The 19159-nt window shown below is 58.9% G+C and carries 19 protein-coding genes and 1 tRNA gene; 1 reads left to right on the forward strand and 19 read right to left on the reverse strand.

The window, feature by feature from the left end; genetic code table 11:
• Window positions 1–147: 147 nt before the first annotated feature.
• The 12 genes from ACT6QH_RS00625 to ACT6QH_RS00680 all read right to left on the reverse strand — a co-directional run bounded on the left by ACT6QH_RS00625 (window position 148) and on the right by ACT6QH_RS00680 (window position 12624).
• The gene (locus ACT6QH_RS00625; protein WP_444972883.1) at window positions 148–1065 is read right to left on the reverse strand and encodes a DMT family transporter; all 918 of its coding nucleotides are present in this window, start codon (window positions 1063–1065) and stop codon (window positions 148–150) included.
• 134 nt (window positions 1066–1199) lie between these two features.
• The gene (locus ACT6QH_RS00630) at window positions 1200–2570 is read right to left on the reverse strand and encodes a glutamate--cysteine ligase (protein ID WP_444972884.1); all 1371 of its coding nucleotides are present in this window, start codon (window positions 2568–2570) and stop codon (window positions 1200–1202) included.
• 105 nt (window positions 2571–2675) lie between these two features.
• Entirely contained in the window at window positions 2676–3662 is a 987-nt protein-coding gene (locus ACT6QH_RS00635; protein WP_444972885.1) for an AI-2E family transporter, read from the reverse strand.
• A 107-nt stretch (window positions 3663–3769) separates the two neighbouring features.
• On the reverse strand, window positions 3770–5077 hold the full coding sequence (locus ACT6QH_RS00640; protein ID WP_444972886.1) for an O-acetylhomoserine aminocarboxypropyltransferase: 1308 nt from the start codon (window positions 5075–5077) through the stop codon (window positions 3770–3772).
• 106 nt (window positions 5078–5183) lie between these two features.
• Window positions 5184–5621 (reverse strand): CoA-binding protein, encoded by a 438-nt coding sequence (locus tag ACT6QH_RS00645; protein WP_444972887.1) that lies wholly within the window; start codon window positions 5619–5621, stop codon window positions 5184–5186.
• Between the two features lie 35 nt (window positions 5622–5656).
• A complete protein-coding gene (locus ACT6QH_RS00650; RefSeq protein WP_444972888.1) occupies window positions 5657–6433 on the reverse strand; it encodes a TatD family hydrolase in 777 nt (258 codons plus the stop codon).
• Between the two features lie 210 nt (window positions 6434–6643).
• Window positions 6644–7171: a hypothetical protein gene (locus tag ACT6QH_RS00655; RefSeq protein ID WP_444972889.1), complete on the reverse strand. Its 528-nt coding sequence runs from the start codon at window positions 7169–7171 to the stop codon at window positions 6644–6646.
• A 199-nt stretch (window positions 7172–7370) separates the two neighbouring features.
• Complete coding sequence (gene metG, locus ACT6QH_RS00660) at window positions 7371–8927, reverse strand: methionine--tRNA ligase (protein WP_444972910.1); 1557 nt, start codon at window positions 8925–8927, stop codon at window positions 7371–7373.
• 37 nt (window positions 8928–8964) lie between these two features.
• Window positions 8965–9996, reverse strand: coding sequence for a DNA polymerase III subunit delta' (locus ACT6QH_RS00665; RefSeq protein ID WP_444972890.1), 1032 nt, complete (start codon window positions 9994–9996; stop codon window positions 8965–8967).
• Window positions 9989–10663 (reverse strand): dTMP kinase, encoded by a 675-nt coding sequence (gene tmk / locus ACT6QH_RS00670; protein ID WP_444972911.1) that lies wholly within the window; start codon window positions 10661–10663, stop codon window positions 9989–9991. The genes ACT6QH_RS00665 and tmk overlap by 8 nt, the downstream gene beginning before the upstream one ends.
• Complete coding sequence (locus ACT6QH_RS00675) at window positions 10663–11868, reverse strand: D-alanyl-D-alanine carboxypeptidase family protein (protein ID WP_444972912.1); 1206 nt, start codon at window positions 11866–11868, stop codon at window positions 10663–10665. Before ACT6QH_RS00675 ends, tmk begins: the two co-directional genes overlap by 1 nt.
• A gap of 84 nt (window positions 11869–11952) precedes the next feature.
• On the reverse strand, window positions 11953–12624 hold the full coding sequence (locus ACT6QH_RS00680) for a septal ring lytic transglycosylase RlpA family protein (protein WP_444972891.1): 672 nt from the start codon (window positions 12622–12624) through the stop codon (window positions 11953–11955).
• 638 nt (window positions 12625–13262) lie between these two features.
• Between ACT6QH_RS00680 and ACT6QH_RS00685 the strand changes: the two genes are divergently transcribed.
• A tRNA-Phe gene (locus ACT6QH_RS00685) sits at window positions 13263–13338 on the forward strand.
• A 70-nt stretch (window positions 13339–13408) separates the two neighbouring features.
• Here the strand turns inward: ACT6QH_RS00685 and ACT6QH_RS00690 are convergent.
• The 7 genes from ACT6QH_RS00690 to ACT6QH_RS00720 form a co-directional block, all read right to left on the reverse strand.
• The gene (locus tag ACT6QH_RS00690) at window positions 13409–14482 is read right to left on the reverse strand and encodes a tyrosine-type recombinase/integrase (protein WP_444972892.1); all 1074 of its coding nucleotides are present in this window, start codon (window positions 14480–14482) and stop codon (window positions 13409–13411) included.
• A gap of 2 nt (window positions 14483–14484) precedes the next feature.
• Window positions 14485–14724, reverse strand: coding sequence for a hypothetical protein (locus ACT6QH_RS00695; protein WP_444972893.1), 240 nt, complete (start codon window positions 14722–14724; stop codon window positions 14485–14487).
• Between the two features lie 15 nt (window positions 14725–14739).
• A complete protein-coding gene (locus tag ACT6QH_RS00700) occupies window positions 14740–15063 on the reverse strand; it encodes a DUF2190 family protein (protein ID WP_444972894.1) in 324 nt (107 codons plus the stop codon).
• Between the two features lie 2 nt (window positions 15064–15065).
• A complete protein-coding gene (locus ACT6QH_RS00705; protein WP_444972895.1) occupies window positions 15066–15293 on the reverse strand; it encodes a phage head-tail joining protein in 228 nt (75 codons plus the stop codon).
• A gap of 5 nt (window positions 15294–15298) precedes the next feature.
• Window positions 15299–17104 (reverse strand): phage major capsid protein, encoded by a 1806-nt coding sequence (locus tag ACT6QH_RS00710; RefSeq protein ID WP_444972896.1) that lies wholly within the window; start codon window positions 17102–17104, stop codon window positions 15299–15301.
• Window positions 17101–18330, reverse strand: a complete 1230-nt coding sequence (locus ACT6QH_RS00715; RefSeq protein ID WP_444972897.1) for a phage portal protein — start codon at window positions 18328–18330, stop codon at window positions 17101–17103. The genes ACT6QH_RS00710 and ACT6QH_RS00715 overlap by 4 nt, the downstream gene beginning before the upstream one ends.
• A gap of 69 nt (window positions 18331–18399) precedes the next feature.
• A complete protein-coding gene (locus tag ACT6QH_RS00720) occupies window positions 18400–19095 on the reverse strand; it encodes a hypothetical protein (protein ID WP_444972898.1) in 696 nt (231 codons plus the stop codon).
• Window positions 19096–19159: the final 64 nt, after the last annotated feature.

A 19159-nucleotide genomic window follows, 5' to 3' on the forward strand; every position in this document is an offset into this window, starting at 1 on the left:
GGTATTGACGAGAGACATGGAGTTTCCTTGGGTCAAGATGGATCATGGCCAAAACAGCCAGCGACACGGAACATAAACGCCCAAACAAATTAAGAGAAATAGATAAATTTTCAAATTCCAATAGAGAAAAACTATCGGAAAAACATGTCAGACGTGCGAACGTCGCGGCATCAGAACCAGCAAGGCTCCAGACAGAACCAGGCTGACTCCCAAACCGGACACAAGGGTCCACTGATACCCCTCGAACCATGTCGAAATGGCCAGAGCGACCAATGGAAACATGACTGTGCCATAGCCTGCACGGCTCGCCCCGATCCGCCGGATAAGCATGAGATAAACTGCAAACCCCAGAAGAGTTTGGACCAGCACCAAATAGGTCAGCGTGCCAATATAACGCGGGGTCCATTCCACAATCAGTGGCAAACCGCGAATGGCAACGATCACCGCCAGGATCACGAAGCCATAAAAAAAGCCCCATGCCGTCATGGAGGCCAAAGGCAGGGCGCGCCGCCCGGCAATGCCTGAAAACAGGCTCCCCAAAGAGAAGCACATGGTGCCTGCCAGCGCCAGAAGCAGCCCCATGCCGGCATCGCGCATGCCCTCGGCATCCATGATTGTCGGCCCGAAGATCAGCGCAATCCCGCTTGCACCCGCTACGGCCCCCGCAACCAGCTTGGGGTGCACAGGCATATTGAGGAAAATGGCGGAGAGCACCGGAATGATGATCGCGGCAAGAGAAAACACCACGGACATCAAGCCCGAGGGCAAATAATATCCGGCATAATAGAATGAAAGAAAATTCAGCGAAAAGAGCGTCGCACCCAGACCCGCGAAAAGAAGATGGTCCTTCCAGCGAAAGAAAAACCGCCCCCGCATCACGACCAGAACGATGAACATGACAACAGTCACGGCCATGAACCGCCAAAGAGCTGAAACTTCGGGAGAAACCACGCCCAGTTGCAACTTCATAGGCAACCAGCCGGAACCAAAGATCAGGACATTGGTTGCGTAGAGCAGCGATTCACGCGCTCCAAAAGGCGCATCCTGAGCGGAAACAACGGACATGGGGCAGATCCGAGCTGAGGGCAAAAGATCTGTTATGCTTCGCACTCATACCGGACATGCGAAAGGCATGCCTGCCATACCTAATTTGCATGGCAGGCATAAAACCTGCACTCCCATCAGGCTCTGTCCAGCTTTCAGTACGCCAAAGTTTCGAAGAGTGGCTCCACAGAGCCATTCCACTGACCCTGATAATGCTCCAGCAACAATTCCGCAGGCGAACGTCCATTTACAACGGCTTGCTCCAGAGGAGCAAGGAAATGCCCCTCATCACGACCAAGAGCATCCAGTTTTGCGCGTCGAGAGAGCCCCTCTCGTGCAAGCTTCAGCACATCTGCGGCCACCTCCCGCACCTTGCGTCCGGCAATACTGGCGCTAAACCCCAGACGCGGTACATTATCACGCATCTGCTGCCGCTCTTCGTCACCCCATTCCTTGACCAGTTCCCAGGCAGCATCCAGACTTTGCCGATCATAGAGCAAACCCGTCCACAAGGCGGGTAACGCACACAATTCAGCCCATGGCCCGGTATCGGCACCGCGCATCTCCAGAAAACGCTTCAGCCGAACTTCAGGAAATATCGTGGACAGGTGATTGACCCAATCCGACAAAGTGGCCCTTTGCCCCGGCAATGCAGGATGCTTGCCCTCAAGCAGATCCCTGAAGGATGAGCCTGTCACATCCAGATACTGATCGCCACGCTTCACGAAATACATTGGAACTTCAAGCGCATAGTCGACATAGCGCTCAAACCCGAACCCGTCCTCGAAAGCGAAGGGCAACATGCCGGTTCGCGCAGCGTCCGTATCTTTCCAGATTTCAGAGCGGAAGGACAGGAAGCCGTTCGGCTTGCCCTCTGTAAAAGGGGAATTGGCGAAAAGTGCTGTGGCAATGGGCTGCAAAGCCAGCCCAACACGCATTTTTTGCACCATGTCGGCTTCACTGGCAAAATCCAGGTTCACCTGCACTGTGCAGGTGCGAAACATCATGTCCAGCCCCAACGTGCCCACCTTCGGCATGTAGTTGGCCATGATGCGATACCGCCCCTTCGGCATCACCGGCGTCTCGGCGCGGCTCCATTTCGGGCTCATGCCCATGGCCAGAAAACCGATTCCAAGAGGGCCGGCCACCTCGCGTACCTGAGCCAGATGAGCATTCAACTCGACGCTCGTTTCGTGAACGCTCGCCAGAGGTGCACCAGAAAGCTCGAACTGCCCGCCCGGCTCCAGTGAGATGGCTCCCCCGCCTGTCACGTCCGCGAGGCCGATAATGGTCTCGCCTTCCATGATGGGTTCCCACCCCAGCAACAGCTGCATACCTTCCAAAAGGCGCCGAATGCCTTTTTCGCCCTCATAGGGCACGGGCTCATGACCAGAGAGCGTGAAGGGGATCTTCTCGTGCTCGGTACCGATGCGGAAATCGCTTTCCGGCTTCACCCCCTTTTCCATCCAGGCGACAAGCTCATCGCGGGAATTCAGGGACGTTTCATCGACCGTATCGCGGGCCATGGGGCATTCTCTTCAATAAGGGGCGAGCGACCATACACATCCACACGCCACAGGCAAACGGTAACCAAAGCGGGAGAGGGTTCTCGCAGCCCCCTCCCCTCGCCCTCACGCCGGACGATTGCGAATTACAGAAAAAGTGAGCACAGTCAAAGGCGTCGCCAGAATAATCCCGAGCAACCCAAAGAGCTGGCCGAAAACCACTACGGCGAACAGTGTAATTGCGGGCGGCAGGGCCACCATGCGCTGTTGCAGCAGGGGCGTGATGACATTGCTTTCGGATTGCTGAACCACAACAAACACCAGCAAGGTCCACAAGGCCGCATCCATGCCCATGGTGAGCGCGATGAGCAATGCCGGGACAGCTGAGACGATAGGCCCGATCAACGGCACGAACTCAGCCAGACATGCAAAAATCGCCAGCGCCATGGCTGAAGGCACCCCAACGATCGTCAAGCCGATAAAGGTCAGCAGCCCCACCACCACCATGGCAATGAACTGCGCCTTGAGAAAGGCCAGCAGATCAGCACCCAGAGCTTTCAGTGAAGCCTCAACCCTGTCACGCTCCTCTTCCGGCCAGAAAGCCAGAACAAGCCTGTGGTAAAGTTCAGGATCAACTGCAAAGTAGATCCCCCCCACAACCACAAGAAATAAGCCAACCAGGCCCTCAAACACATTGCTTGTTACCCCTTGCAGGGTCGCAATGATGGTTGCGCTGGAAGGCGCCGCCGCTTCGGCCTGTTGCAGCAGATCCACACTGAGACTTTGCAGATGGAAGCGCGCTTCCAATGCAGCCCAGGCCGCCGGCAGATTTTCCACCAGTTCAAACATCTGCGTCTGAATGGTTGAACCGAACAGATAAAGCGCCATGCCAATGATGCCGACCAGCCCAATGGTGACCGGAAACACGGCATAGCGCACAGGCATATGTGTAAAGCGCGCGACGGGCGTCGCCAGGCCACGGAAGGCCACAGCCAACAGGATGGAAGCAAAAACCATGAGCAGAACGCTCACAACCAGCCATGCAAAATAAAGCAGGATGAGGATGGCGCAGACAACAACAACATTGCGCACCAACTGGCGATCCGAAAGCATGGGTTCCCTCTCTCCTGCCCCCTGGCCCTATTCGGCAAAAAGCAGTCGCCCACAACAATGTGGGCGACTGCAATCAGACTTCAGCCTGTTACCGTTTCAACAGCCAATCAAACCTGAGCCAATGCCTGCTCAAGATCCGCGATGATATCCTCGACATCCTCGATGCCGATGGACAGGCGCATGACTTCGGGGCCAGCACCAGCAGCCGTCTTCGCCTCGTCGGAAAGCTGCTTATGGGTGGTCGAGGCCGGATGAATGATCAGCGAGCGCGTATCACCAATATTGGCGAGATGAGAGAACAGCTTGACGCTGGAAACCACCTTCACGCCAGCCTCATACCCATCCTTGAGCCCGAAGGTGAAAACGGCGCCCGCGCCCTTGGGCACATATTTCTGCGCCAAGGCGTGGTAACGGTCGTTCTCAAGCCCCGGATAGCTCACCCACTCCACCTTCGGATGAGCCTCCAGGAAACGTGCCACGGCCAGCGCATTATCACTGTGGCGCTGCATGCGGAGCGGCAGGGTTTCGATGCCATTCAGGATCATGAAGGCGTTGAAGGGCGAAATGGCCGGGCCAATATCCCGCAGGCCAAGAGCACGCACAGCAATCGCAAAAGCGATCTTGCCGAAAGCCTCGTGCAGCACCATGCCGGAATATTCCGGCCGCGGCTGGGAGACCATCGGGTAACGGTCCGAAGCTGACCAATCGAACGTGCCGGCATCAACCACAACGCCACCCATGGACGTTCCGTGCCCGCCCATGAATTTTGTAGCGGAGTGCACGATGATATCCGCGCCATCCTGAATCGGCTTCCACAGATAGGGCGTCGCAAGCGTATTATCGACGATCAGCGGTACACCGGCCTTGCGGGCGATAGCTGCAATCGGCTGAAGATCCGTGATGACGCCACCGGGATTAGCGATGGTTTCCACGAAAATCGCCTTGGTCTTCGGCGAAAGCGCGCGCTCGAAGGAACTGATATCATCAGTATCAGCCCACACCACATTCCATCCATAATTCTTGAACGCATGGGTGAACTGGTTGATGGAGCCGCCATAAAGCTTGCGCGAGGCAATAAATTCATCACCCGGCTGTAGAAGCGTATGGAAAATCAGATGCTGGGCAGCATGGCCAGAAGCCGTTGCCACAGCCGCCGCACCACCTTCCAGAGCAGCAACGCGCTCTTCCAGAACAGCCGTGGTCGGGTTTGTAAGGCGTGTATAGATATTGCCGAAAGCTTGCAGGCCGAACAGGGAAGCCGCATGGTCCACATCATTGAAAACATAGGATGTGGTCTGATAAATCGGCGTCGCACGGGCCCCTGTGGTGGGGTCTGGCTGTGCGCCGGCGTGCACGGCAAGAGTGGCGAAGCCCGGCACATGCGCCCCTTCCGAGGCTTTATTCTCTTCACTCATGAAGCAATCTCCCGCTTGCCGACCGATAGGGGCCTATCATTCCGCCTGCCGATCTCAAAAATCAACAATTTTTATAAATTTTGTTGAATTTAGATGCACTCCAAACTCAACTCTCCGCCCCCAGCAAACGCGGATATTCAATCTTGGGGCAGCGATCCATCACCACTTTCAGGCCGGCAGCTTCAGCCTCGGCGGCGACAGCATCATCCCGCACTTCCAACTGAGCCCAGAACACCTTGGGGCGCACCTTAAGGTTCAAAACCTCCTGAAGAATATCAGGCAGATTTTCAGGAGCGCGGAAAATATCGACCATATCAATGGGTTCAGGCACATCGGCAAGGCGCGCATAAAATGTCAGGCCCGCCACCTGCTTGCCCGCCTGCCCCGGATTAATGGGGAAAACCTTGTAGCCGTGCTCAGCCAGATAATGCATCACCTCATAAGAGGGGCGCGCGCTATTGGCGCTGGCCCCCAGGACAGCAATGTTACGCACGTCCTTCAGAATGGCACGCAGATAAGCGTCATCATAAGAATCGTGATTCATGGCCCCTCCCCGCATATGCGCCGAGGCGCATTGCATCAGCTTTTTGCCTTGGAAAACAGCGTGAAGAAATTTCGCGTCGTTGCCTGCGCTACCTCTTCAAGGCTTGCGCCACGTGCTTCAGCCAGCACTTTAGCTGTTTCGCGCACAAAAGATGGCTCATTGCGCTTGCCGCGATGTGGCGTGGGCGCAAGATAAGGCGAGTCTGTCTCGACAAGAATACGGTCTTCCGGCACGCTGGCCGCAATATCTCGCAAATCCTGGCTTTTCTTGAAGGTAATGATGCCAGAAAAGGAGATGTAGCCACCAAGCGCCAGAGCCCGTCGCGCCAGTTCCGGCCCTGCCGTAAAACAGTGTAGCAGAAAGGGAAAGCGCCCCTTTGCGGTTTCCTCTTCCAGGATAGCAGCAACATCCTCATCTGCATCCCGCGCATGGATGACCAGAGGCAGGCCGGTTTCGCGCGCGGCGCCGATATGGGCGCGAAAATCCCGAATTTGCACATCACGGGAGGCAGGATCGTAATGATAATCCAGCCCGGTCTCACCGATGGCCACCACCTTCGGGTGGTGCGTCAATTCCACGATCTGCGCTGTTGTGACATCAGGCTCCGCAGCGGCCTCCAGAGGATGCACCCCCACAGAACAGGTGATTCCATCAAACTGCTCTGCAATGGAGCGCACCTGTTCAAAGGCGCTCAGCCGCGTGGAAATGGTGACACAATGGGTGACACCAGCCGCCCGCGCACGCGCCACCACTTCGGGCAATTCAGCGGCGAAATCGGGAAAGTCGAGATGGCAATGGCTATCAACAAGCATGATGTTCCACACAGTTCCAAAATGTGCGGACGCCCCGGCAGCGCCATAGCTGCGCACCATCACGCCAAGCCATGAGGCAGCAAGCCGCTACAATTCATGGTTCGCCGGGCCTGTCCAGCGAGAGGCATAGCAAGTTTTACAGACTGAAAGAAAGACGGACGACAAAACCGGCGCGACCTGATCACCCGCCTTTTTTTTCAAAACCGGAGATCAGCCAGCGTCAGCGATTTCCTGCTTCAGAGCGGCGGCATCACCCGGCGGCATGGTAATGGGACGAACCATTTCCCCCGGCCGCCCAGGATTGGTCACAACAGCCGCTTCCAACGACACAGTGACGGCCCCACCCGAAGTGTTGAAGACATAGTCCAGCCGGAAAGCCGCATCGGAAGATGCACCATTGGTGCGCTTCAGCGCCTCGTCCGCAGGGAGCATTTTCTCAGCCACAAGGTGTGAGGGCTGATCCACCGTAATGGTGTAGCCCCGTGCCCGACGCGCTGTGGCAAGACGACCCCGCACCAGCGTAGCATTCGCCCCTTCCAGACGCACCTCAATGCGAGGCACGGCAGGCCCCTGCGGGGCCATAGGCTGTTGATCGGGCATCATGGGAGGCAGCGGATCATAGCTCGGCCGTGCGCCAGTGCGCTGCTCGCTTCCCGCACAGGCTGCCAACGCCGCCGTGAACGCCAGCGTGCAGACCCATTTTGCACCCTTCAGCGGCGCAGCTTTCGTAGCCAACACGGTTCCCAAAGCCTCCCTCAAATGGCGAGTCTCAACTCACCCATAAACTTGCAGCAACAATATGCCTTAAATGTTAAAGCCACATCGCATCGCACTCGGCAATGCCCCGAGACAGCAAGACAGGCAGGAATTGTCATTCATCGTGCACTTCCTGCCCCTCAGTGGCATCAGGGCAACTTTCAGCCGCCGGCATTCCCCCTCAAGAGGCTGTTTCCGGCTCAACATAACGCGGGAAGACACCCTGTGGCGCCGGCAACTCCCGCCCGGCGGACAAACGACCGACAGCACCAAGCCGGGAGAAGTCACGCGCATCCTCCTCAACCGCGACCAGATCAAGAAGCTTGCGCGCACTCTCCGGCATAACGGGCTGCACCAGAATACCGACCTGGCGAATAATCTCCGCCGTCACCCACAGCACGGTGCCCATCCGGGCCGGATCTGTCTTGCGCAGGGCCCAGGGGGCAGCGGCGGCAAAATAACGATTGGCCTCACCCACTACAGCCCAGACAGCATTGAGATACTGATGAATGGCCTGCGCGCCCATGGCCTCGCGGCTCTTCTCCAGCATCTCATCGGCCATCGCCAGCATGGCCTCATCTTCCGGTGCAAGCGGACCCGGCTCCGGCACGATACCATCAAGATTCTTGGCGATCATGGACAGGGAACGTTGCGCCAGATTGCCCAGATCATTGGCGAGGTCAGCATTCATTCGGTTCACGATGGATTCGTGACTGTAAGATCCATCTTGCCCGAAGGACACTTCCCGCAAGAAGAAATAACGGATGGCATCCACGCCATAGGTCGCCACCAGATCGAACGGATCCACCACATTGCCCAGCGACTTGGACATCTTCTCCCCGCGGTTGAACAGGAAGCCATGCCCAAAGACACGCTGAGGCGCCTCCAGCCCGGCAGACCACAGAAAGGCCGGCCAATAGACCGCATGGAAGCGGATAATATCCTTGCCGATGATATGTAGATTGGCCGGCCAGAAGGTCTGGAACAGCTCGTTCTCGACATTCGGATAGCCAAGGGCTGTAATGTAATTGGTCAGCGCATCCACCCACACATACATGATGTGCTTCTCATCGCCGGGCACGGGAATGCCCCAGTCAAATGTGGTGCGTGAGATGGAGAGGTCTTGCAGGCCACCGGAAACAAAGCTCACCACCTCGTTGCGGCGCGCCTCTGGCATGATGAAATCCGGATTGTCGCGATAATAGGCCAGCAACCTGTCCTGGTAGGCGGAGAGGCGAAAGAAATAACTCTCCTCCTCAACCCACTCCACTGGCGTGCCCTGCGGGCCAAGGCGCACGCCTTCATCATTCAGCGTGGTTTCGCCTTCCGCGTAATAGGCTTCATCGCGAACCGAATACCAGCCGGAATATGTGGATTTATAAATATCCCCATTCGCGGCCATCTTTTCCCAGATCGCCTGTGAGGATGTGTAGTGGCGCTCTTGTGTGGTGCGAATGAAATCATCAACCGAGATCTGGAAAGTATCAACCATCTCCTGGAAGCGCGCCACATTGCGATCCGCCAGTTCATCCACCGGCAGGCCAGCCTTCTGGGCGGTCTGGAGCATCTTGATGCCGTGTTCATCCGTGCCGGTGAGAAAGCGCACATCGCGCCCATCCAGCCGCATGAAACGCGCGATGCAATCGCTGGCAATCGCCTCATAGGCGTGGCCCATGTGAGGCACACCATTGGGATAGGCGATGGCGGTGGTAATGTAGAAGGGCGATTTTGCAGGCATCATGCAACTCAAGCGGTTGTCGTCCACCGGCAGATGCTTAACGCACCGCCTCGGCGAGATCGGCAAAAATACGAAAGACCAGCGCCTTGCGATCGAGGTTGAACACGTTCGCCTCCACCGCGCTGCGTCGCACTTTCTCCCATACCTCGCCCAGTCGGACAAGGCGGTGTCGTTCTTCCTGCCCGGAAGTTGCTCGTTCGGCGATATAATCGCTCACAGCTTCAATGAAGAGATCCAGCCCATCAGCCCTGTCCCCCTGCAAGCGAGCACCGAGGGCATGAAGCTCATCCGCGCGCGGTGAGGGCAATTGAGAAAGGGCGCGCAAGGTGGCGGAGCGTACCTCCATGCCCTCTCCCCGCGCCAGAATGAGGGCGCGCCGCACACTACCCTGGCTGGCTTCCGCAGCGGCCTGCAAGCCCGCAGGCTCCAGTTCAACACCTTGGGTACGCAGGTGGTCCAGCGCCGCCAGCACATCATCCACGGCCAGAGGGCGCAATTTTACCAATCGTGTGCGAGAGCGAATAGTGGGCAGAACCCGGCCCGGCGCATGGGTGATGAGGATAAACAGCGCACGCGGCGGCGGCTCCTCCAATGTCTTCAGCAACGCGTTTGCACCGAAAGCGTTCAGATCATCCACCGCATCAACAATACAGACACGCCAGCCCGAACCTGCCGCAGTTGCTCCGAAAAAGGCGCGGACCCGCCGCACCATTTCGGCCGGGATTACCGTGGGGATTTTGTCTTCACCCGCCTCCGGCGCACGGCGCAGCACCAGAAGATCTGGATGGGTGAGAGAAGCAACCTGCCGGAACACAGGGTCGGTTGGCGGCAGGCTCAGATCATGACTGCCCGGCGCAACACCGCCAGCCAGAACAATCCGCGCCAGCCTGTAAGCCAGCGTCGCCTTGCCGATTCCTTCCAGCCCGCCCAGCAGTAGAGCATGTGGCAAACGCCCCGCCCGCCATTCGCCCAGAAGTTCGGCCTCCAACTCATGATGGCCGAACAGCCTGTCCTGCTCCCGCGGCGCTGGCGTACCGGGCAGCACATCTCCTGCAAGCAGCTCACTCATGAGCTTGCCCCTCCTGCAACATGGGACGTGCAGGCATGGCGGGGAAAAGACGTGCCTCAACGGTCGCAATCATTCGCTGGGTGACATCCTCCACGCTGCCACGCGCGTCGATCACCACATGGCGAGAACTGTTTTCTGCAAGCGCCAGAAAAGCCGTGCGCACCGCTTCGTGAAAGGCAAGCCCTTCGCGTTCGAAACGATCCGCCTTGCCGCGCGCTTCTGCTCGAGACAGGCCTAGTTCTGTCGGAACATCCAGAACCAGCGTCAGATCAGGCAGATCCTCACCAATGGCGACAGCTTCCAGAGCATCCAGCAGCTCAGCGTCCACCTGCCCGACAGCTCCCTGATAAACGCGGGAGGAATCAATAAAACGATCACAGATGACATAATGCCCGGCCTCAAGCGCCGGGCGAATGGTTTCATCCATATGGTCTGCACGGGCCGCCGCAAACAGCAGAGCTTCTGCTTCAGAACCGAAAGGCTGAGCCGCGCCGGAAAGCAGCACATGCCGCACGGCCTCGGCACCTGCCGAGCCCCCCGGCTCGCGCGTTTCCAGAACGCTCAGCCCGCGCGTCCGCAAATGCGCCGCCAAGCGCCGGGCCTGAGTGGACTTACCCGTCCCCTCTCCACCTTCAAGTGTGATGAATTTACCGCGCATGAGCTGCATCACTGCACCGCCGCCCTGATTTTCCGGCCGACGGAACGGGTGGCATCTCCCACAAGAGCCCGGACACCATCAATCGCGCGCTGCCATAAAGACCCCATGGGGACATCACCAGCCGTATAAAGAGGAACATCCTGCACCTTACCGCCAGCACGGGATATTTCCAGCCGGGCGACCTGCTGGCCTTTAACCACCGGCGCACGCACAGGCCCCACATATATCACACGGGCTGAAATGTCCTTCCGGCCATGACGTGCTGCCAGCACATGAACCGACCCCTGCGCGGCAAGGGGTACGCCATTCTCCCGCCCACCGAAAACCTGCGCCACGCCTATTCTCGCGCCGGCGGGAAAGATCTGCTGCACGGTAAAACTGTCAAAACCCCATTCCAGCAAGCCCCTGGCATCCGAAAGCGCCATCCTTTCGTCTTCAGCACCAAGCACGACGACAATCAGGCGACGCCCATTCCGCTGGGCCGAACCCAGAAGATTATAACCACCCCCCTCAACCCAGCCCGCCTGCAAACCATCAGCACCAATATCGGCCCGCATCAAGGGGTTACGATTGCGCTGGCGAATACGGTTCCAGTGGATCTCTCCCCGAGAGAAAAAGGGATAAAATGCCGGATAGGCAGAAATAACGTGGCGGGCTAAAATAGCCATATCCCGCGCCGTAGAGAGTTGTTCTGGCGTATCATAGCCAGTGGCGTTGAAGAAATGCGTATGCTCCATGCCAAGCGTGCGCGCCACTTCATTCATGCGCTGCACAAAGGCTTCTTCGCTGCCGGCCAACCCTTCCGCCAGCGTCAGCGCCGCATCATTGCCTGAAACAACCAGTGCCCCCGCAAGCAAATCCTCAACACGCACTGGCTTATTCACCTCAGCGAACATCGCCGCCTTGCGTGCGGGACCGCCACCGCGACGCCATGCATCCACGCTGACGATGAAGGGAGTATCCAGAGAGATCCGACCATCTTTCAATGCCTGAAAAACGATGGTCGCTGTCATCACCTTTGCCAGATAACCAGGCGGCGCGGACTTTTCGGCGTCTTTCTCAAAAAGTACGCTTCCAGTATTCTCGTCCACCAGCAACGCGATCGGGGCGGAAACATCGAACGCCCAAGCTCGACCCAGCCCCGTGGCACAAAACATCGCAAAAAGAATGGTATAAAAAGCCCCTGCCCTCAGGCTGGGCAAAAATGTGCGCATCGTCGCAATAAGCGGCGGGGAAAGCCCAGCCTCCCTCACCGGCCCGGATCGTTCTTTCACGAAACGACGAGACACACAGCAACCTTATTGCCCGGCATCCGAGCCCGGAACACCGGCATAACCCAGACCGCTCACAGGCTCTGACCCGGTTACCCATTCCGCAGACGCAACCTGCACCTGATCTTGCGCATCTGCCGGACGCGTCAATGGCACAGGAATTTCACCATGGCTGGCAGGCACCACTTCCGGCATTTCCGGCACAAGAGGTTTCGCCTCTGCCACCTGCACGGCGCTCTCCTGTCCGGGAAGCGAGGCCAGAACGCCATCCGTACGCAACGTACCCGCCAACTGCTTGTGATCCGACCCATCAATAGAAGCCGGCCCCACATAATCCACGCGCACCTTTGCAACGCCGAACTGCTTGAAATCCAGCAATTCGGCCGTGCGCTTGGAAACATCAATCAGGCGACCACGAACAAAGGGGCCGCGATTATTCACGCGCACGATGATGGAGCGATTGTTCTTCAGATTCGTCACCCTCACATAGGAGGGCATGGGCAGGGTTTTATGAGCCGCTGATATGGACATCATATTATAGGTTTCACCGTTGGCCGTTTTGCCGCCGTGAAACCCGCCCCCGTACCATGAGGCCATACCAACCTCGGAATAATCCTCATCCGCCTTGGGATAATAGGTTTTCCCGCGTACCGTATAAGGCTTTCCAACCTTGTAATAGCCGCCCGTCGCACTGCTCACGCGGGTCTTCTTGGCTTTGGGTGGCGCCTCTGTTGTCTGGGTGGCATCAATTTTCTTGCCCCCGTCAACGGTCGTACAGGCCGCAAGGGAAAGAGCAAAAACGCCGCCAACGCAAAGACGCGTGAGAATGCGACCGGAACGAGAAAGAACAGCGCGCGGGGACGCCATTTCGCAGGATGGAGCGGTCTCGTTATTCTGCCCGCTTGACACGCACTTCATTGCCTTGCGCCCCTTCATCCTGCATCCCGCTCCATAGCCCACGCCATATCGGCGTCTTTGCAGGTGCGCAGAACACACCATTGCAGCAGGATTTTCAAGACTTCCACCAAGCACCCGGCATCACGCCCAGCGCCATATTCCCCTGATTTTGACAAAAAAGGATTGAAACATGGCGAAAGTGGGATTGTGACGGCGTGTTTCCCCGCCCCGCTCTTGGTTCCTGAATATGGGGCCAGGTTTACCCCGCCACAAACGTCGCGCTTGCAAGCCGTCAGCACATGCGGTCATCACAGTTTCATCAAGCTTTGCGAACCTGCTTTTCCACAGCCCGGCAAGAGAATGTATTTAGGGTATGGACAGCCCGTCAGATCCTCCTTATACACGGCGTCACTCCGAGGCCAACACGGCCAGAGCGGAGCGCCCAAGTAGCTCAGTTGGTAGAGCATGCGACTGAAAATCGCAGTGTCGGTGGTTCGATTCCGCCCTTGGGCACCATTCATCTCATTGAAATGATTGATATATGTCTTCCGTTGGCCGGTGATCTGGTCATGGTTTGACATTAATTTCACTCCGGTTTGACAGAAGCTGTTCGGCGATTGTTCACTTCGGTTTCGAGCGTCTCCGCCACGCCCTTCATTGTCCGGGTCAGGTCCGCCTCGCTGGAATAGTGCTGGGCCATCACCTCTGTTTTCTGGCCAAGCGCATCGGCAATCTGTCGCAGGTCAATTCCCGCCTCCCGCAGGATTGCCGCCACCGTATGGCGCAAGCCGTAGAGCGTGAGGCCAGGTTGAACCTTGCCCTGCTCTTCAAGCCTTTTTCGCAGTGTTGCCCACGATGACCGAAAGCCGGAGCCCGTCCATGGCTCCCCCTTCGAGTTGGCGCACAGCGTGATCGCGTCATGTGCTGGCGCTTTGTCCAGAATGCTTCGCAGCGGTGCGATGACTGGCCATATTACGCCGTGCTCTGTTTTGGATCTGGCAGTGCTGATCTTGCCTTCTCTAAAAGCAGTCTTTGGCAGCGACAATGTATCTTGCGGCCCCAATCCCGTGAACATCATCAATCCAATGGCGGGCAGCATGTGTGGCGGCATGGCAGCCAAAACAGCTTCGCGCTCCGCATCACTCCATCTGCGATTCTGCTTGCTCTGGCCCTTGGGCCGGCGCAGCGCTCGAATGCCCTTGGCCGGGTTCTCTTTCATGTGCCCGCGCTCTTTGCCCCACTCGAAAAGCAGAGCCAGAACCGTTTTCAGATAATTGGCAAAGTGGCGCTTATGCTTCTGTAGAGCCTTGTCTCGCAACTTCACGATGAAGGGTGATGTGAAACGAGTGAGTGGCGTATCTTCAATGGGCTTCAGATAGTCGAATACACGCTGATAGCCATTTCGGGTCACGCGCTTAATGTCCGCCTGAAAGGCTGCACTTTCACGATAAGCTTTAATCAGCGCCCCCAGCGTGCCGGGCCGTGTCGTTTCCGCCATGCTGGATAGCGCTGCGATGCGCGCGCATTCTGCAATGAATGCAGCACTACCTATGGGAGCCTTCAGAAGATCAATGGGCGTGCCGGTCTTGCGATGGTAGCAGCGCATTTTACCGTGACGGTCCTCGAATATCTTGAAGCCTTTCACGCGGATCAAGGTCATGGTCAGCCCAGCCTGTCCAGAATGGCGTCATCGCCGGAGATGTCTCCGCCCTTCAAGCCGTCAAGCCACAAGTCCATGTCGCGTACGTCCCATAGCTTTGACCCGTCGGGATAGACAACGGGAGCTACAGGGCAGAGGCGCTCAAAACGTGTGAGCGGTAGGCCGCAATAGGATGCGGCTTCCCCCTTTTTCATCATGCGGTAGGGCTGCGCTGTGACGTTCAGTTGAACCATTGGTGCCATCACACATTCCCCCTCTCACCCGGCCAGCCGCACGGTGGCGGCCATGCTGTCGGCAGCAGCGGCGGCGGCAGCATGGCCAATCAGGCTGTTGCCGGTGGCTGTCGCCGTGCAGCGCTTGGAGGTGGCATCCCAATAGATGGCCTGCCCCTCTGAAAGCCCGCCCGTGGCCTTGGGCAGGGTGAAAACACCTTCCACCTGCACGGACACCTTTACCCCCTCCGGGGCAGAGGTGGCGGCAACGCCGAACAGCGCGCCAAACAGGTGCCCCTCGCCAGAGGCAATGCCGCCAGCGGGCGCGGTGAAGGCCAGCACATCGCCGGGATGAACAAAATTCTGCATGGTCAGTAGCCCTTGGAAACAGTGGGATAGATGATGCGCCGCGCCGGTTTCAGCGCGGCGGCAATGCGGCTTTCAAGATCGGCAATGGCGGCTGCCATCTCCGCATCAGAGCGAAACTCGGTTTCCTGCTGTGTGAGCGGCGAGCGCACCACGAGGCGGCTCACGCCAGAGGCGCGCTGCCTGCGCAGTTGCTCAAGCTGCGCGCGCATATCCTCGAGGCTGGTGCCCATGGCCCTCAGCCTTCCACATGGTCGAGGCGGGTCCACGAACGCCATTCCAGCCAGCCAAGGCCGAAGGGGTGGCGAATCTTGAACTGTACCGCGTCGGTCTCGAAGTCGATCCGGCTATCGGTGAAAGGCGCTTCCTGCCCCTGAAGGAACACGCGCACCGCGCCATCCATGCGTGCAGGCTCCACCACCAGCCAGCTTTTTGCCGGGTTGGTCAGGCGCGGTTCCACCACCACCTTCATGCGGCCTGCCAGCACGTTCACATCACCCACGGCACTGGCCTGCACACTGGAAAGCAACCGCAGGGCGGTTTCCTCAAAGTCCCGGTGCACCAGCCAGTGGGTGGGATACTGGCCAATCATCACATTGCCCGCGCCCTTGCGGGCTGCCATGTCAGAGCGCGCCTTCATCAACTGGGCAATTTCGGTGCTGCCGTCGAGGGTCAGCGTGCCCACATTGCCCCGGCTGGCATGAAACACGGTCTTGCCGTCCTTCATGGTCGGGCCTGCCGCGCTGGCCTGCTCCACAAAGGTCACCTGCCTGTCAGCGATTTCAGCCGTGAGGCGCTTGCCAAACTGCACGCCCTCATTCCCCAGCCGCCCACCGGCATTGATGCCCAGTTCATAGCTGCGCGAGGTGATGCCACCCAGCACCGCCACCTTCACTTCCTCGCCGCTCTCGCTGATATAAGAGTGGCTGTAGTGGCCGCTTTCCAGCCGGTCGGCGATGGCAAGAGTGGTCCAGTCCACCATGCCGCGCACTTCGGCATTGAATGTGGAAACCGTATCCCGGCCAAACAGCGCCGCAATGGGGGAAGCCGCCGCTTCCATCTCGCGCCGCATGGCAAGGCCAAAGGTTGCCCCGGCAGCAATGGCAAAATCGCCGGTGGTCGCGGCGCGGCGCATCACTTCCGCATCGCTTAACCCCAGCGTTTCAATGCCGGCATTGCGGCACAACCGTTCGGCCACCGCCCGTTCACCCTGCGCAAACAGCCCGGCCGCCGCACCCTCGGGAGCCGCGCCCCGGTTGATGGCATCATAGAAGCCGGAAAGCGCCGTGCGCAGCACCGCCGGGTTATCCAGCGAGGTGTCATTGTGGGCGCGGTTGGTCTGGATGGCCGGCTGCTGGCGTTCTACCGCCGCAAGCGCCATGCGCAGGCGCACATCATCCGATGCAGGCGAGGAAGCCAGCGCGTCGCGAATCTCATCCGGCACGCCGGCATTGCGGCAAATGATGGTGAAGGCATCATCGCTCATGCGATTCACCGGAGCCGGATCAACCGGCGGCGCAGAAGGCGAAGGGGAAGAAGGTACGGGGGCAGGCATGGGGTTGCTCCTGATTTGGGAAAGAGGGTCTGCCGGGCTGACAACGAAGCTGCCTTCGATCAGCCGGCCACGGCTGGCGATACGCACGCGCCGTCCATCGGCCCGGCTCTCACGCCAGTGGCTGACAGAGAAGGAAACCGAGAAATTCTTCAGCGCCCCTTCAGCAAGAAGCGCTTCCAGCGGCGAGGGTGCACCGGCAGAAAGCTGGCCATCTGCCACAAGGGCGGTGTGCCCGCCGTCCAGCGCCTCAAGGCGGAAATTGCGCAGCGTGCCCACCTGGTCGCGCACATCGGCGGAATGGTTCACCATCAGCGGCAGGCTTTCCGGCAGGGGAAAGCCGGCAAGCTCCATGCGCTCAATATGGCTGCCGCGCTCCACATCGGCGCTGGTGGCCACCACCACGGTGAAGGTGCGGCTCTCGCCATTCCAGCTTCCCGGTGCGGGGGCATTAAAGCGCAACACAGGCGGGCTGGTCACAGGGGCATTCATGCGGCTTCTCCCGTGGTGGTGCGCAGCGTGTCAGAGGCGATTTCATCAGCCACGGTAGCGAACTCGCGTCCGCGTGCTTCCACGATCTCGCGGCGCGATTTCAGGCCGGCATCGAGCAGGGCAATATCTGCCGCGGCTTCCTTCTCGGGGTCGATTTGCGGCCATGCCGGTTCAATCCATGCCGGCACCACGTCTTCACCCGCGCGCCCGGCCAGCCGCTCAATGGCCTGCCAGCGCGCGAAGATCGGCTCGAGGAAGCCTTCAATCAGCAGCACCTTGCGCAGGGCTTCCGCCTTGCGCCGTGCGGTCAGGGCACCGCCCCGGAAAGAGGAATAGTTGACGCCCTCAAGGTCCCCCAGCAGGTCCTCATAGGTCACGCCAAGGGCAGAGGCGATCTGCCGGAACAGCACCTTGACGAAGGCGTTGAAGTCCGGGCTTTGCGGCCCGTTCATCGGGGTCACCGTCTCGCCCGGGGCAAGGCGAATAATGGCGCCGGGTTCAAGGCTGGGGTTGGGGTCGCCGTCGAACGGGTTCGTGCCGTCCGTGGTGGTCACAAGCGCCACCGTCATGGCCGAAACCTGAAGCTGGCGCAGCCGGCCTTCCAGCGCAATATCGGCATGGTGCAGCTGCCCCAGCACCGGAGTCAGCGGAGAAATGCCGCGCACCTGCCCGGGAAATTCCGCCTCAAACACATGCACCACATCTTCCGCCGGCACCCGCACGGATGCCGTGGCGGTGGCGAAAGGGTCACCGGGCGCATGGGGCAAAATCCAATAGGCGCGAATGACGCCCGCGCCATCCCGCTCCACCCCGGCAATAACGCCGCCACCGGCTGCGAAAGCCTCATTCTTGGTGGCATCAAGCTGGGCGGCATCCAGAAGCTGGAAGGCATAGCGCCCTTCCACCACCCGGTGCAGGCCAAGGATTTCACCGGAAATCACCCATGAGCGCACCGCCGCCCGTTGCAGCGCGGTGATGGACATGGTGCGCGAGGGATCGAGCCGCCCGCTGTTGAAAGCGCGGTCTGTATCCTGATCGGGCGTGTTCACCCGCGTGCCGGCACCGGCAATGTAACTCACCAGCAAGGCCACGCCAGAGCGCACCACCGGGGCATTCAGATAAAGCCCGGCCACACGCTGGCTCACCGTGCCGCTGGCCGCGCGAATATCCGCCGCCGCAGAGATTGTGCGCGGGTCATCCGGCCACTTGGCCGATGCAGCGTTCACGGAACGAGCTTGATTCGCGCTGGTTTTGTTCGTTCGTCGGAATGGGTTGGTCCAAGGGAAGGCCATGGCTCACCCCCAGCAGGTCGGTTCAAGCCGCTTGTCCACCTCGGTGAACAGGGCTGTGAGGTTTATGAAAATGCCGGAGCCAAACTGCTTCAGTAGGTCGCCATCTAAGTCTTGCTGAAAGAAGGAAACAAACTCGCCTGAATAGGTCGTGGTCGAGCGCAACAGGAAAAGAAAGGGTTTGGCCGGGTCGCGCCAGAAAAATGCCGGTACGCCATTGCGGGCGCTGGCAATCACATCATTGATGTAGCTGTCCGCCTGCGCTTCGAAGCCTTCAGGCAGGTCGGCATCATTATGCTCACCCATGCCCATCTGCTGAAGGATGGGGTCCAGCGCAAAATGCCGCCATACAGAGGCCGTGCAATAGCGGGTCTTTCCGCTCAGGTCCGCGAGCGCTGCAACCGTGGCTGTCGTGTACACGTCAGCCAGACAAAAACGCCGGGCGCGGCCCTGTCCTGTGGCAGGCGAAAAGAGGTTCAGCCCCTGCTTGCGCAAATAGTTGGTGAGAATGTCACCGGAGATTTTCGCCCCGATGCACACCTGTTCTGCCGTGAAGGTGCATCCGTTCAGATCATCGAAAAGGTCCGTGGCTCCCTCAAACAGATGCTGCCGGGCAGCGGCCTGCTTCCGCATCAGTGCCACTTCAGCGGGGAGATGGGAGGCATTGCCACCACGGAGCTTGTCGTAATCATCGTCAGTCATAGGCGTGCACTTCACGAACTGTATTGATACAGAACTATGCCTTGCAGAGCCTCTGTCTGTCAAC

The organism is Haloleucobacter albus, from assembly GCF_052492075.1.

Bases quoted from the DNA above. Each gene is read 5' to 3' on its own strand.
- ACT6QH_RS00695 (WP_444972893.1), bottom strand. From the start codon at position 14,724: ATGGCACCAATGGTTCAACTGAACGTCACAGCGCAGCCCTACCGCATG.
- ACT6QH_RS00675 (WP_444972912.1), bottom strand. From the start codon at position 11,868: ATGCGCACATTTTTGCCCAGCCTGAGGGCAGGGGCTTTTTATACCATT.
- ACT6QH_RS00645 (WP_444972887.1), bottom strand. From the start codon at position 5,621: ATGAATCACGATTCTTATGATGACGCTTATCTGCGTGCCATTCTGAAG.
- ACT6QH_RS00625 (WP_444972883.1), bottom strand. From the start codon at position 1,065: ATGTCCGTTGTTTCCGCTCAGGATGCGCCTTTTGGAGCGCGTGAATCG.
- ACT6QH_RS00650 (WP_444972888.1), bottom strand. From the start codon at position 6,433: ATGCTTGTTGATAGCCATTGCCATCTCGACTTTCCCGATTTCGCCGCT.
- ACT6QH_RS00720 (WP_444972898.1), bottom strand. From the start codon at position 19,095: ATGACTGACGATGATTACGACAAGCTCCGTGGTGGCAATGCCTCCCAT.
- ACT6QH_RS00705 (WP_444972895.1), bottom strand. From the start codon at position 15,293: ATGGGCACCAGCCTCGAGGATATGCGCGCGCAGCTTGAGCAACTGCGC.
- ACT6QH_RS00665 (WP_444972890.1), bottom strand. From the start codon at position 9,996: ATGAGTGAGCTGCTTGCAGGAGATGTGCTGCCCGGTACGCCAGCGCCG.
- ACT6QH_RS00635 (WP_444972885.1), bottom strand. From the start codon at position 3,662: ATGCTTTCGGATCGCCAGTTGGTGCGCAATGTTGTTGTTGTCTGCGCC.
- metG (WP_444972910.1), bottom strand. From the start codon at position 8,927: ATGCCTGCAAAATCGCCCTTCTACATTACCACCGCCATCGCCTATCCC.
- ACT6QH_RS00690 (WP_444972892.1), bottom strand. From the start codon at position 14,482: ATGACCTTGATCCGCGTGAAAGGCTTCAAGATATTCGAGGACCGTCAC.
- ACT6QH_RS00710 (WP_444972896.1), bottom strand. From the start codon at position 17,104: ATGAATGCCCCTGTGACCAGCCCGCCTGTGTTGCGCTTTAATGCCCCC.
- ACT6QH_RS00640 (WP_444972886.1), bottom strand. From the start codon at position 5,077: ATGAGTGAAGAGAATAAAGCCTCGGAAGGGGCGCATGTGCCGGGCTTC.
- tmk (WP_444972911.1), bottom strand. From the start codon at position 10,663: ATGCAGCTCATGCGCGGTAAATTCATCACACTTGAAGGTGGAGAGGGG.
- ACT6QH_RS00700 (WP_444972894.1), bottom strand. From the start codon at position 15,063: ATGCAGAATTTTGTTCATCCCGGCGATGTGCTGGCCTTCACCGCGCCC.
- ACT6QH_RS00630 (WP_444972884.1), bottom strand. From the start codon at position 2,570: ATGGCCCGCGATACGGTCGATGAAACGTCCCTGAATTCCCGCGATGAG.